Annotated in this window: 14 protein-coding genes and 1 tRNA gene; 7 read left to right on the top strand and 8 right to left on the bottom strand. The window is 48.1% G+C overall.

Features of this window, described 5'->3' with window-relative positions; all coding sequences use genetic code 11:
- Positions 1-15 precede the first annotated feature (15 nt).
- Together KME12_00415 and KME12_00420 are read right to left on the bottom strand one after the other, a co-directional pair.
- The gene (locus KME12_00415; GenBank protein ID MBW4486233.1) at positions 16-822 is read right to left on the bottom strand and encodes a superoxide dismutase; all 807 of its coding nucleotides are present in this window, start codon (positions 820-822) and stop codon (positions 16-18) included.
- A 55-nt stretch (positions 823-877) separates the two neighbouring features.
- On the bottom strand, positions 878-2,077 hold the full coding sequence (locus KME12_00420; protein MBW4486234.1) for a PQQ-dependent sugar dehydrogenase: 1,200 nt from the start codon (positions 2,075-2,077) through the stop codon (positions 878-880).
- Positions 2,078-2,330: 253 nt separating this feature from the next.
- On the opposite strand from KME12_00420, the gene KME12_00425 reads away from it, so the two are divergent.
- Positions 2,331-3,362, top strand: a complete 1,032-nt coding sequence (locus KME12_00425; protein ID MBW4486235.1) for an AI-2E family transporter — start codon at positions 2,331-2,333, stop codon at positions 3,360-3,362.
- Positions 3,363-3,954: 592 nt separating this feature from the next.
- The gene (locus KME12_00430; GenBank protein ID MBW4486236.1) at positions 3,955-5,280 is read left to right on the top strand and encodes a hypothetical protein; all 1,326 of its coding nucleotides are present in this window, start codon (positions 3,955-3,957) and stop codon (positions 5,278-5,280) included.
- A 249-nt stretch (positions 5,281-5,529) separates the two neighbouring features.
- Here the strand turns inward: KME12_00430 and KME12_00435 are convergent.
- Positions 5,530-5,602 (bottom strand) — tRNA-Thr (locus KME12_00435).
- 194 nt (positions 5,603-5,796) lie between these two features.
- On the opposite strand from KME12_00435, the gene KME12_00440 reads away from it, so the two are divergent.
- From KME12_00440 to KME12_00460, 5 genes are all read left to right on the top strand, one after another.
- Entirely contained in the window at positions 5,797-6,885 is a 1,089-nt protein-coding gene (locus tag KME12_00440) for a sulfate ABC transporter substrate-binding protein (GenBank protein MBW4486237.1), read from the top strand.
- A 176-nt stretch (positions 6,886-7,061) separates the two neighbouring features.
- Positions 7,062-7,919, top strand: a complete 858-nt coding sequence (cysT, locus tag KME12_00445; protein ID MBW4486238.1) for a sulfate ABC transporter permease subunit CysT — start codon at positions 7,062-7,064, stop codon at positions 7,917-7,919.
- Positions 7,909-8,790: a sulfate ABC transporter permease subunit CysW gene (gene cysW, locus KME12_00450; GenBank protein MBW4486239.1), complete on the top strand. Its 882-nt coding sequence runs from the start codon at positions 7,909-7,911 to the stop codon at positions 8,788-8,790. Before cysT ends, cysW begins: the two co-directional genes overlap by 11 nt.
- A 10-nt stretch (positions 8,791-8,800) precedes the next feature.
- Positions 8,801-9,172, top strand: a complete 372-nt coding sequence (locus KME12_00455; protein ID MBW4486240.1) for an NIL domain-containing protein — start codon at positions 8,801-8,803, stop codon at positions 9,170-9,172.
- Positions 9,173-9,189: 17 nt separating this feature from the next.
- Complete coding sequence (locus KME12_00460) at positions 9,190-9,537, top strand: NIL domain-containing protein (GenBank protein MBW4486241.1); 348 nt, start codon at positions 9,190-9,192, stop codon at positions 9,535-9,537.
- 101 nt (positions 9,538-9,638) lie between these two features.
- Here the strand turns inward: KME12_00460 and KME12_00465 are convergent, their stop codons facing one another.
- The 5 genes from KME12_00465 to minC form a co-directional block, all read right to left on the bottom strand.
- Positions 9,639-10,286: a response regulator transcription factor gene (locus KME12_00465; protein MBW4486242.1), complete on the bottom strand. Its 648-nt coding sequence runs from the start codon at positions 10,284-10,286 to the stop codon at positions 9,639-9,641.
- Between the two features lie 301 nt (positions 10,287-10,587).
- Complete coding sequence (locus KME12_00470) at positions 10,588-11,106, bottom strand: ferredoxin (GenBank protein MBW4486243.1); 519 nt, start codon at positions 11,104-11,106, stop codon at positions 10,588-10,590.
- Positions 11,103-11,384 (bottom strand): cell division topological specificity factor MinE, encoded by a 282-nt coding sequence (minE, locus tag KME12_00475; GenBank protein ID MBW4486244.1) that lies wholly within the window; start codon positions 11,382-11,384, stop codon positions 11,103-11,105. The genes KME12_00470 and minE overlap by 4 nt, the downstream gene beginning before the upstream one ends.
- Before the next feature lie 118 nt (positions 11,385-11,502).
- Positions 11,503-12,309, bottom strand: coding sequence for a septum site-determining protein MinD (minD, locus tag KME12_00480; protein MBW4486245.1), 807 nt, complete (start codon positions 12,307-12,309; stop codon positions 11,503-11,505).
- Between the two features lie 126 nt (positions 12,310-12,435).
- Positions 12,436-13,455, bottom strand: a complete 1,020-nt coding sequence (minC, locus tag KME12_00485) for a septum site-determining protein MinC (protein MBW4486246.1) — start codon at positions 13,453-13,455, stop codon at positions 12,436-12,438.
- Positions 13,456-13,543: the final 88 nt, after the last annotated feature.

The following is a 13,543-nucleotide window of genomic DNA, read 5'->3' on the forward strand; positions in this document are numbered from 1 at the left end:
ACTAGAAGGCGGCAATTAGGTCAGATCTGGCTGAGGATTCTGCATGGCTCTGGCTTGAGAGAACCGCTGATTGACCTCAGTCCAGTTGACGACGTTCCACCAGTTGCTAAGATATTCTGCCCGACGGTTACGATATTTCAGATAGTAGGCATGTTCCCAGACATCATTGCCCATGATCGGGTAAATGCTTTCCATCAGGGGAGTATCTTGATTTGGTGTAGTGGTGATCTGGAGTTGTCCTTGAGTGTTGCGAACAAGCCAAACCCAGCCGCTGCCAAAGCGATCGCCACCTGCTGTATTAAATTGCTGCTTAAAGTTCTCGAAGCTACCAAAGGTTTTGGTGATTTCCTGGGCCAAGGCTCCGGTGGGTTCTCCCCCGCCATCAGGACTCATAATCTGCCAAAACATTGTGTGGTTGAGGTGCCCACCGCCATTGTTACGAACTTTAGTCCGGATCTCTTCTGGGATGCTGTTGAGGTCTCGCACCAAAGCTTCTACCCCTTGGTTTTGCAAGTTGGGATATTTCTGCAAAGCTTCATTCAAATTTTTGACATAGGCAGCGTGATGATTATCATGGTGCAATCTCATGGTTTCAGCATCAATATGGGGCTCTAGGGCCGCGTAGTCGTAGGGGAGAGGTGGCAGTTGTAGAGAGGTGGCTGCTGCTGAGGGGCTGCCTGTGGGGGCGCTGGCGATGGGGGGACTAGCAGTTTCTCCAACTTGGGAAGTCTCCACTCTCGCGGCAGGTTGGCAAGCAATGGCTAGAGCAACGAATACCAATCCTAAAAGGATGAAGCGTAGTTTTTGGAGCAATTTTTGCATTGGTTTATCCCCTCTAAGTTTTGACTAAAATGATTAATGATGGCGTGACTAATGATCAGCGGGTGATGCGGAGGATTTTGTCTCCCTCTGGCGGACAACTGCCTCGACCATCGCAGTTACTGGTCGTCACATACAATTCACCATCAGGCCCCATGACGGCATCCCGCAGTCGTCCTTGCTGACCTTGCAAGTAGACTTCATGACGCTCTACCTGCTGCGGCGATCGCGGATTAAACACCACCCGTTGCAAATGTTCAGACCGCAGAGTAGCGATCATTAGGCTATTTTTCCATTCTGGGATGGCATCCCCTGTGTAGATCACAGATCCTCCGGGCGGAAGTGCTTGCCGCCAAACGATGGATGGGGTGACTAATCCTGGCTGCGATTCACAGCGATAGGTGGTGGGCCAACCGAGGTTATCTCCTGCTCTGGCAAGGCTGGCTTTATCATGTCCGCTTCTCCCCAGCTCTCCGCTAGGGCCGTGATCGGTGACCCACAGGGTCGAGTCATTTACCCAATCAAATCCCTGAGTATTGCGGATACCCGTGATATACACGGGGCTACCTGAAAAGGGATTATCTGAGGGCACTTGACCATCCGGAGTCAGGCGTAAGATTTTGCCTGCTAGACTCTTCTGGTCTTGGGCACTGTCTGGGTTACGAGCGTCTCCGGTGCCAATGTAGAGCATGCCATCCGGGCCAAAGCGAATCCGCCCGCCATTGTGGTAAACCGCTACGGGAATATCATCAAGAATCAGGCGATCGCGGGTGGCACTCACCCCATCTGGAGACAGTTGCCAGCGTTCTACCCGATTAACTTCCGTGCCGTTTTTAACTCCGGTGTAGTACAGATAGAACCAGCGGTTGCTGTTAAAGTCGGGATGAGCGGCAATTCCCAGCAGTCCCCCTTCACCGCTATCGGTTACGTTTACAGTGGCTACGGGTTGGGGACGGAGATTGCGATCGCGCACCAGTCGAACTCGTCCTGCTCGCTCAGTCACCAACATATCTCCATTCGGCAAAAAGGCGATGCCCCAAGGCACCTCTAGGCCCGTCACGACTTCTTCCACCCGCACTTGGACTTGGCCTGGAGGCCCAAACCCATTTCTCACCAAGGTACAGCCTGCGGGTGACGTTGCTGGCGCTGAGGGCGATCGCTGGGCGGTTGTCTGTGTGGGGTTGGTCTGCTTTGGGGGGTTGGCTCCACTGGAGGCGTTCTGTTCTGGTGGTGCGGCGCTACAGGCAGCGAGCTGCATGATGCCAATCACTAGTCCACTGGTGAAGATGTTTGTCCGTCTCATGGTGACTTCTCCTGGGGATGCTGACTGCTCATACATAGGCTAGCTTTCTGCACCCGTTCTAACCTGCATAACTGTTGCTATACCTCTAGGTTCGGCAGTAAATGTGACAGGAAAGTGACAGCGAGGCGTAACTCTTCAATTCAAGAATTCAAATCACATTTAGGTCATATTTGCTAACGAAACTGGCAATAAAGAAGGAGACATCTGGATGAAACTAGGCCAATGGCTAGGGCTGCTAACGCTGCTTGCATCTGTCTACGTCGTCTGGCAAAGTCGGCAGTTACTATTGCTGATTTTTACAGCCGCCGTCTTAGCGACAGCAATCAATCGGTTAGTACAACAGTTGCAAAGGTTTCGCTGGAAGCGAGGTTGGGCAGTCGCTGCGAGTCTAGGCCTATTACTGCTGCTACTGGCAGGCATTTTAGGGTTAATTGTGCCGTCCTTTGTCACTCAGTTTCAAGAATTAGTGGCTCTCTTGCCTACAGGCTTAGAGCAGATCCAGCAATGGATCGACTGGCTGGAAGATCGTCTACTCGACCCCTTTTTTCCAGACAGATTGGACTTCGATGACTTGCTGCAACAGTTGGCTCCTGCTGGCGCTAATGTAGTGCAACGAGCGATCGCCTTCTTCTCTACATCCCTCAATGCTTTGCTAGAGCTATTACTTGTGTTCGTGTTGATGCTGATGTTCCTGGTTGATCCGCAACCTTACCGTCGCATCTTAATTCGGTTATTTCCTAAGTTTTACCGTCTGCGAGTTGATCACATTCTGGAGCGCTGTGAAAGTGCGATCGCTGCTTGGACGGTGGGTGCCTTGATTGAAATGCTATTCATTGGTGCGTTAAGCGGTATTGGGTTGTGGGTTTTGCAGGTGCCTTTAGCCTTGGCTCACGCTGTCCTAGCAGGATTGCTCAACTTTATCCCTAATATTGGCCCCACTCTTAGCGTATTTTTGCCGATGCTGATTGCCTTGCTTGATGCTCCTTGGAAAGCGATCGCGGTGCTGATCCTTTACATCGTGATTCAGCAAATTGAAAGTTACTGGCTGACCCCAACGGTGATGGCACGACAAGTGGCTTTGTTGCCTGCGATTACTCTCACTGCTCAAATCTTGTTTGCCAGTTTGTTTGGAGTGTTGGGCTTGCTGATGGCTCTCCCGCTGACCGTTGTAGCTAAAACCTGGATAGAAGAACTGTTGTTCAAAGATATTTTGGATCAATGGCAGGAGAAGCGGGGATGAGGGAAATAAGAGGAAGGAGGAACGAATTCTGCACCTCGCTCTAGCCTGAATAGCGATCGCCGTTCAGGTTCGGCAGTAAATGTGACAGAAAAGTGATAGTGAGGAGTAACTATTAGACTTTGAAGCTAAGGGTAAGATTTGGAAGTGCAATGGCTTCTACAAAGCATTTCGTGAAAAACTAAAACCCTTTAGTTCCTGCACGTTGTCAGGAGCTTTTATCTCTAGCTACTAGATATACTGATGTTGCCCTAAGTATAGTAAGCCTTAGTTTTATAACCCCCATTACTACAAATCAGGAGATAATTGGCTGAAACTGAGCGGGCAAGAGTTTATAAAGTTTCAGAAGTAAAACCTTTCATAATATAGTTAAAAACTCATTTTATGCCTTACCTAAACTTTGCTTAGATACAGGTGGAGATACTCCGATTTTTGTGCCTTGTCTCTACAATTTGAGGTGAAGAATTCAAGCTTGAAAATTCAAATTTTATAAGATTAAAGATATCCAAAAATTTCAAAGTTAGGATGTTATTAGTATTTCGGCTTTGTAATCGAAATGCTAAATTGATTCTGCCAGGTGTGAGGGCTGTCGTTTATGCAAGAAAAGGTCAAGAACGCTTTAAAGGATGCTATCACTAAATCTTTGCCTATCCTTTATCCGCTATACACTCAACTTACTGAGCCATATCTTGAGTGGTATAGGGATGAAAATTTACAGTGGCAAGCATCGTGGGTAGATCGGTCTAGCTCTTACCTTACTTTTCGTGAAGCAAGAGAATTTCTCCACGAGACTAGTGCGGAGTTTATAAAGATATTTTGTGAGTACTATCCGCAGTATACCAATCTTGTAGGTACTAGGGGCTGCTTTATTAATATTGTTAATGATCCTTCAGGGATTTTAAAGAGCGCTTTAGGTGAATTATGGAATAGACATGAAGCTACTCAGGTGACTAATGAGTCTATTGAAATACTCTTGCAGGAATTTGCTAAATTTATAGATTGTCCAACTCTTAAGTTTCACTATACCGCAACACTACTGAACTATAAGATGGATGCAGAAGCAGTTCAACTGCCTAACAATCTTGTTATTCGGCAGTTAAGTGAAAGAGAGGCTTCAAAGATGTACGGTGGTCCTATGTCCATGATTCCTTTCAATTTAAAGCGAAGTTTTTCTGTACCTTATTCCGTTTTGGAAGGGGAGTTTGAAGAGTTAAAAGTGTATGAGAATTACGAAAAATTTAATGAATCTGGATTTGATGTCAAATCAAAACTTAATCAAGTAATTCTTGTATTGCGAACTTTTAAGAGTGGTCCAGTAGGGTATGACTGCATTCATATTAGGCCTAAAGGCTTTTGTCCTTTACCAAAAATAACTTCAATTCAAACAGGAGATGCGTACATACCTTTTGGTATTTATCAAATATCCAAAAATGAGGTAGATACCTTAAGGAATCATGCAATGTTAATCTTTTCGGGGCTAGATCAAGCAATGGAAATGGCATGTAGGAGGCTAGCTGAAGCAGAATCAAGAACTCGCTTTCAAGACCGCTTGCTTGATGCAGCAATAGGTTTGGAATCTATTCTTCTAGCTGGATTGTCAAAAGATGATCGCCGATCGGAGTTAAAGTTTCGCTTTTCTCTAAATTATTCAACCTTATTTAATACCCCAGAAAAGCGTTCTCATGCGTATCGTATTGCAAAGGATATTTATGACTTACGTAGCGCAATTGCACATGGTAGCTCAATTAAAGAGCCATGTAGATTAGGAGACAAAAAGGTTGGCCTTGATGAGGCTGCCCAGACTGCTTGTGATGTTCTCCGTAGTGTTATTAGCTACTTTTTGCCAGAAGTAAAGAGTGCACCTTATACCAAGCCTATTTTCTGGGAAAATGGCTATTTCGGAGTTGAACCTAGGCTATGAAAATCAGGCTCACTTTGCCAGAATTTCAATAACCACATTTTATCAACTAAAAACTCTGGCTTGTATAGGGATAGGTGTTTTTGTTCCACCATTCAAGCTTAGATTTAGACCGTAGGAAGTCTATAAATGGTTTTGTAGTTCTCTGCGATCGCTAGAGGAGTTGTGCCGCTCGGCGTAATAAATATCTAGATGAGCAGTACTAACAAGCTGCAATCGCGCTGCTAGCTCGATATTTATAGATTTTCTAAAAGCTGGTGACAAGATTCGAACTTGCGACCGGCTGATTACAAATCAGCTGCTCTACCAACTGAGCTACACCAGCGAGTTGACTAAAAGTAAGTATATCAAATTCTGCAACACTCTTCACCACTTAAATCGAATTGATTTTGCAAAAAGCGATCGCTGCGTCCCCTGACAACTTATTTGCTTTTTTGCAAATCTCTCGGTACTATCAATGTTCATGCGGAAATCCGGTATTCCGACCGACTAACTGGGGTTTGAAAGGAGATTAAGGTTATGGGTCTGTGGCAACGTGGCTCGAAACGGCTTAGTTCGTTAAAAGGATTTGTCTCACTATTCTTAGTGGGTCTAAGTTTAAGTGTGGCGATCGCCGCTTGCTCCAGCAATGGCTCCAACACTGCTAGCGCTCCAGGTGGTGCAGGTGCCACCAAAAAGGAAGTTGAACTAACTTTGGTTTCCTTTGCCGTAACCAAAGCGGCCCACGACAAAATTATTCCTAAGTTTGTTGAGAAATGGCAGCAAGAGCATAACCAAACGGTCGTCTTCAAGCCTAGTTATGGGGGATCTGGTTCTCAAACTCGCGCCGTGATCGATGGTTTAGCAGCGGATGTAGTGCATCTAGCCCTAGGTTTGGACGTGCAGAAGATCGAAAAGGCGGGTCTGATCGAAGCAGGTTGGGACAAGGAAGCACCGAATGATGCCATTGCAAGTCGTTCTGTTGCCGCGATCGTCACTCGTGAAGGCAATCCCAAAGGGATTAAAGATTGGACAGATCTGGGCAAAGACGGCGTGAGCTTCATTACTGCCGACCCCAAAACCTCCGGTGGGGCTCGCTGGAACTTCTTAGCCCTGTGGAATGCTGCGGTTAAATCCGGTGCGGATGATGCCAAAGCTCAAGAATTTGTCACGAAGGCTTACAAGAACGTTCCGGTATTGCCCAGAGATGCGCGGGAAGCGAGTGATATCTTTTTCAAGCAAGGTCAGGGTGATGCCTTGATTAACTATGAAAATGAGATTCTGTTGGCTGCTGAAAATGGTGAAAAACTTCCCTACGTCATTCCAGCCGTCAATGTTTCGATTGACAATCCAGTCGCAGTGGTGGACAAAAACGTAGACAAGCACGGCACGCGCGAAGTTGCCGAAGCCTTTGTGCAATATCTCTTCTCTCCCGAAGCACAGCAAGAGTTTGCCAACGTAGGTTTCCGTCTGAGCGATCTCAACGGAGCCCAAGCGAAATCGCTAGAAGGTAAGTATCCTCCAGTGAAGGACATGGCAACCGTAAAAGACTACGGTGGCTGGAGCGAAGTTCAGAAGAAATTCTTTGAAGATGGTGCTGTATTCGACCAGATGCGAGCAAATAGGTAGGGGCATTGGCTGACTGACTTTGCTTTCCCATCTCTGTGCAAGCGATCGCGACGAATTGAAGGGACAGACTTGTTAGATACTTGATTAGCTTAGGATCAACTTCTCACAATATCTGTCCCGATTTATTTCTACCCTACTAGCCTGATCTAGCCTGCTGTCTTTACTTGCTCTGCTCTATGGCTGTTTCAACTCTTCCCTCTGCTTCCTCCCGGCCCAAAAACCCGATTCAAAGGCTCTTGGGGCTGTCTTGGCCTTGGCGCGTAACTTTGGGATATCTCACAATTATGTTGCTGCTACCTGTGGCAGCGCTGATTGCTAAGGCCAGTACCGAGACTCCTGCTGAATTTTGGCGCATTGCTACGAGTCCTGTAGCCCTAGCCACCTATAATGTCACCTTTGTCACCGCTCTGATTGCGGCCCTAATTAATGCCGTTTTTGGTGTTTTAATTGCTTGGGTTTTGGTACGGTACGAGTTTCCTTTCAAGCGGATCATTGATGCTGCGATCGATTTGCCGTTTGCCCTGCCCACTTCAGTTGCAGGTTTGACCATCGCCACAGTTTACAGCGACAACGGCTGGATTGGTTCGTTGCTGGCTCCCTTGGGAATTAAAGTGGCCTTTACCCGGTTGGGGGTCGGTGTGGCGATGATCTTTATTTCCTTGCCCTTTGTGGTGCGGACGCTCCAACCCGTCTTGCACGAGATGGAGAAAGAAGTAGAAGAAGCTGCTTGGTCTTTAGGTGCTTCCCAGTTCCAAACTTTTTATCGGGTGGTTTTGCCCCCCTTATTGCCAGCGATTCTGACCGGATTGGCCTTGGGATTCTCTCGTGCGGTGGGCGAGTATGGCTCCGTCGTGATTGTCGCCTCTAACATCCCATTCAAAGACTTGATTGCTTCTGTGCTGATTATTCAACGCTTGGAGCAATACGACTACTCCGGTGCTACCGTCATTGGCACGGTGCTCTTAGGCATTTCGTTGCTGATTCTATTAGCAATTAATCTATTGCAAGCGTGGGGACGGCAGTATGAGCTCTAGTCTGGCAGGTAAATCTTTTAATCCTGAGATCTCCGAGCCCCAAGCTCCTACTCCCGCTCGACAAAAAACTTGGGTCAAAGGAGTCTTGATTGGCATCGCGATCGCCTATCTCTCCTTGGTGCTGTTTATCCCAGCTTTCAACGTTTTTGTGCAGGCATTTAAAGACGGGGTGGGGCCATTTTTAGGCAACTTAGGGGAAGCCAACTTCCTGCATGCTGCCAAACTCACTTTTTTAATTGCCTTGATCGTAGTGCCCATCAACACCATATTTGGTCTTTGTGCGGCTTGGGTCATTGCTCGCAATCAGTTTCGGGGACGCACTTTTCTCATTAGCTTGTTGGATGTTCCCTTTGCGGTGTCTCCAGTCGTGGCAGGTTTGATGATTGTGCTCCTGTATGGGCGCAATGGCTGGTTTGGCTCTTGGCTAGAAGCAGGGAACATCAAAATTATTTTCGCCATGCCCGCGATGGTGCTAGCGAGTGCCTTTATTACCCTGCCCTTTATTGCTCGCGAAGTGATTCCGGTGCTGGAAGAAGCAGGCAGTGATCAAGAAGAAGCAGCTAGAACTCTAGGCGCTAGCGATTGGCAGATTTTCTGGCGAGTCACGATTCCTAATATTCGCTGGGGTTTGATGTATGGCGTAATTTTGACCAATGCCAGAGTCATGGGTGAGTTTGGGGCAGTTTCTGTCGTTTCTGGCAACATTGCGGGCAAAACCCAGACGCTGCCGTTGTTTGTAGAAGAAGCCTACAAGCAGTATGCGACCCAATCGGCCTTTTCTGCGGCGGTGCTGCTCGCGTTTCTAGCTGTTGTGACCTTGGTGCTCAAGGAAATTTTGGAACGTAAAACCAAAATCAAAGATATTGAATAGGAGGCAGATCATGTTGGCGGATGACAGCGATCGCTACACTCTCTTGAATACTTCAAACCCAGATGGTAAACCGCTGGGCGAATCTCATCTATCGGCTCCCGTTTCAGAGGCGACTGCGGATCAGCGATACACCCAAACTCGCATTAGGATTCGTATCCCCAAGAACTACCATCAAGAGCCTGTCATTTCTCGCCTAATCTCTCAGCATGGCCTCACTGTAAATATCACAGCGGCTTTGCTAGGAGCGAACGCACGAGACGATGGCTGGTTTGACTTAGAACTCCAGGGCACCACTGCCCAGATTGACAGTGCCTTGCTCTACTTAAATGAGCTAGACCTGGAGATTTGGCACGATTCGAGTGCGCAAGAGGATGGTTGGTAATGCAGACGCAGTTACCCATGCTGCAACACGAGCAACCTTGCTGGTTGAAGAAGTCTCAGCCAGCCTTTGCACCAAGGCGATCGCGGTCGTACCGGGGCGCTGAAAGCTCAACCCAAATTCGCATTAAAGTGCGGATTCCAGCTCAACGTCGCCAAGAACCGATTATTTCTCATCTCACAGCTCAATGTGGGCTGAGCGTTAACATTACCGCTGCTCGACTCAGCGCCAATCTCCAAGAAGATGGCTGGTTTGACCTAGAACTGCGGGGTATTCCCCCACAACTCCAACAAGCGTTAGCCTATCTCCAATCTTTAAACATCACGATTTGGGGAAAACCAAACCCAGATGGAGATGATTGGCTGTAAGCGAGTTTTGTCGGGCTCCTAAAAAAGCAGAGTAGAACAACTTAGTTTGAGTTCTACTCTGCTTTTGCGGTTTATCTACACTGCTGTGGCTGGAACCACAACTAGGCCATATTGTTCTCGATCGCCCAGCGTGCTAATTCTGTGCGGTTGTGTAGACCTGTCTTACCCAGCATGTTGCTGACGTGACTTTCAATCGTGCGTTGGCTGACATTGAGTTCGTCAGCGATTTCCCGATTAGCCATCCCACGGGCCACAAACTGCACCACTTTCAACTCAGTTGGGGTGAGTTCGACATCGAAGGGAACCTGGATTTTAGGACCATTGTCGATGCCCTTGGTTTGATGCTGCATCATCCGGGATGCTTGCTTCAGTGAGGACTCCACTTGAGCCACTAGTTCTTCAGGCTCAAAGGGCTTCACCATATAAACATCTGCCCCGGTGTTGAGCCCCTTAACGCGGTCTTGGCTTTGTCCCTTGGCCGATAAGAATAGAACTGGAATCCAGCTAGTGCGAGAGTCTTCTCTCACATGCTTTACGAGGGAATAGCCGTCCATTTCCGGCATCATCACATCGCAAATAATCATATCTGGAATATCTTGCTCCAGAATTTCTAGAGCTTCACGGCCATTTTCTGCTGTAACTACTTCATACCCGCGAAATTCCAGGTAATCCTTGACTAACAGAATTAAGTTAGGATCGTCATCAATAAGCAGTAGCCGTTTGTGATCTCCCACGCTCGCTTCCTTCATGCTTTGTCACTCGCCATGCCTGAATTAATTAAAGTTTATAAATAAAACTTTCAGTATTGTTGTCACATTCTACTAGACATGTCGCTGTCTACTACGTATTCCTTCATTAATATAGTGCCTGATCAGGAATTGACAGTGGTCTAGTAGGGTGCTGACTTTATCAATTATTTACCTACTTCAAGCATGGCAGGTGACTTTGGTGGCCGACTTAACAAGTTTTTTCATTATCAAAGTATCGTTGGCAACCCAGGCTTAATTCGGGTTAATTAGTATTTTTTAACAAAGTTGGATTTGCGATCGCCTAATCGTGAGCCGTAGCCAGGGTTTCAGCGGCTGAATCACTAACTTTTAACTCAATTTCTGCTGTGGTCTTGGACGGATTCGGCAAAGGATGAGTCAAAAAAGCGAATTCTGAGACAATTTGATTGCCAATTAAATGTTCTTGAATAATGCGCTCAATTACTTCTGGCGTGGCGCTATGGTACCAAACCCCATCTGGATAAATGACTAAGATGGGGCCTTGCTGACAGACGCGCAGACAGTTGGCCTTAGTGCGAAAGACGTAAGGGGATGCGGCAGAGGTTGAATCTGCGATCGCCCCTGTAGAAATCGCCCTATTGGAAGCAATTGGGGTATCGAGTTTTAGTTCTTTCAATCGCCGCTTCAGGTAGTCCCAGGATTCTAGGCTCAATTGCTTATCGCAGCACTTGGGCACCGTCTGGTCGGCGCAGATAAAGACATGCCGCTGAATTTGATCGAGCTTCAGGGCTTGAGCACAACTCGTAAGAGAGTTGCAATCGGGAGAAGTGTTAGCGCTCATGACTCCTCAGAGTCTTGCCGGACGCGACGGATAGGCAAGTTAGCGATTAAAGCCGTGACTCGTTCATTGTTAGCCAGAGAAAATTCCAGACCCTCAGCATCAATCTCAACGTAGCGAGAAACCACGTCTAGAATTTCTTTCCGCATTTGATCCATCGACTCAGGGCTGAGGTCAGCTCGGTCATGGGCCAAAACAAATTGCAGACGGCGCTTCACTTCTTGGCGGCTACTTTCGTAACCCTGGCGGGGAAATAGGCGTTCTAACAGTTCATTGATCATGGAGCTTGGGGAGGGTCAAGAATCTGGCAAAAGCATGGATATAGAAGCAGGAATAGAGGACGAGGCTAACGATGCGGTAAATGCAATCTGAATAAAAGCCTTGACCTGACCAAGAGAGTTAAAGAATCCTGGTGTACAGAAACTTCCGAAGGCGGGAGAAAACGCTGCCGTTGTTGGGGTTGAGATCCAAAAATTCTACGGTTTCACCTTCTAGGCGGCGGGCAATATTACTGAAAGCAGTGCCTGCGTTAGAAGGAGTTTCCGATAAGACTAAGGGTTCCCCTCGGTTTGTAGAAACGATCACCCGTTCGTCGTCCGGAATCACACCGATCAGGGGAATGGCGAGAATTTCTTGCACGTCTTGTACAGACATCATGTCGTTAACCTGCACCATCGCTGGCTTGAGGCGATTGACGATCAGACGAATTTTCTTGACGTTATTGGCTTCTAGTAAGCCGACGACCCGATCCGCGTCCCGAACTGCCGCGATTTCTGGGGTAGTGACGATTAAAGCTTCTTGAGCGGCGGCGATCGCATTCTGGAAGCCCATTTCAATCCCAGCGGGACTATCGACTAAAACGTAGTCGTAAGCTTTGGCTAAGGCGCTGATCACCTGCTTCATCTGGTCAGGGCTGACTGCGTCCTTGGTGCGGTTTTGGGCAGCAGGTAGTAAGGCGAGACGGCTTTGGCGCTTATCTTTTACTAGCGCTTGCTCTAGCCGACATTCACCTGCTAGCACTTCCACTGCAGTATAAACGATGCGATTTTCTAGCCCCAGCAGCAAATCCAAATTTCTCAGGCCGAAATCTGCGTCCACAACCACAACTTTGCGACCTCTCTGAGCCAGGGCCATGCCCAAGTTGGCTGTGGTGGTGGTTTTGCCCACCCCTCCTTTTCCCGATGTAACAACAATAACGCGACTCATGAGGTGGTTAGACGAATGAACTTTACTTCAACTTTCAATTAACTTTAACTCAAACCGCATTTTCACCGAAATTAATTCAGTGAGACTTATTAATCATCTGCATTCAATCATTCTCCTGCCAAAATGTCAGGAAGTTGGGCCTGAGTTGATCGAGATGAGTAATTGAGTTTTAGCGAAATCGATAGAACGAGCAATCCGAATTCCTTCCTTGGTAACATAAGCCACTTCTGGATAGTACTGGGCTGGCGGCTTTTCGGGGGCACGGGCTACAGATTCCGCGATCCGCAGTTGGGTTGGCTCCATTTGCAGCGCCATAATCCGACATTGCGTATTCCCACTTGCGCCCGCATGAGCCACACCCCGCAATCGGCCCCAAACCACAATATCGCCGTCTGCAATCAGAGAACTGCCAGGATTGATGTCTCCTATGACCACGATGGTACCGGGATGGCGAATCTCGACCCCAGAACGCACCGTGGTCTGAATATAGAGCGGATCGGCTAAAGCAGGTTGGGTAGCAGTAGTGGGTTGGCTGAGGTGGGCGACGGCTGCTTGTTGCTCAACCGAATAACCTGCGGTAGCTGCGGCCACAGCAGTTTGGCGGCGACTGGTAGCCACCCGCTTGAGTTGCAGTTGCACTTCTGAAAGAGCATCCGCGATCGCCTGGAGCTGCCGCCCATCCAGCAAGCGATCTCTCGCCATCAGATGCACAACGGTTCCGGGTTGCCAAAAGCGATCGCCCCCCGATAAGCGTTGCTTGAGTTGTTGCCATAAGTCAGCCCAAGTTAGAGCCGTCGGAGAAGGCGGATCGCTAACCTCCGTTTCGGGAGGCAACATCAAAAGTAATTGGCCTGCCTCACTCTTGAACCGCACCTGTAGGTCTTTGATCAGAGGTACTTCTGAAGCAGGAGCTGATGTAGACTGAGCAGCCGCATCGGGAACTGCATCGGGAACTGTATCGGAAGCTGCGTCGGGAGCCGTAACAGAAGTTTTCACAGCAGACTCGGCAGGTTCCGTTGGATTGGGAGGCGTCGCTGTACTTGTGGTCGTGGCTCCGGCAGATGCAGGGTTAGGAGTTACAACTGCGTTGCTTTGCGTGGGGGCAGCAGGTGGAGCAGAAATAGGAGTGTTGGAATCAGAGGTCATGCGAAACGTGCCTAAGCGGTTAGAACCTGAAACGATTCTGGGGGACTTTGCAGACTCATTTCCCCTCATTAAAGACGGTAGGACTGTA

Source organism: Trichocoleus desertorum ATA4-8-CV12, from assembly GCA_019358975.1.
In the GTDB taxonomy this organism is placed as follows: Bacteria; Cyanobacteriota; Cyanobacteriia; order FACHB-46; family FACHB-46; genus Trichocoleus; species Trichocoleus desertorum_A.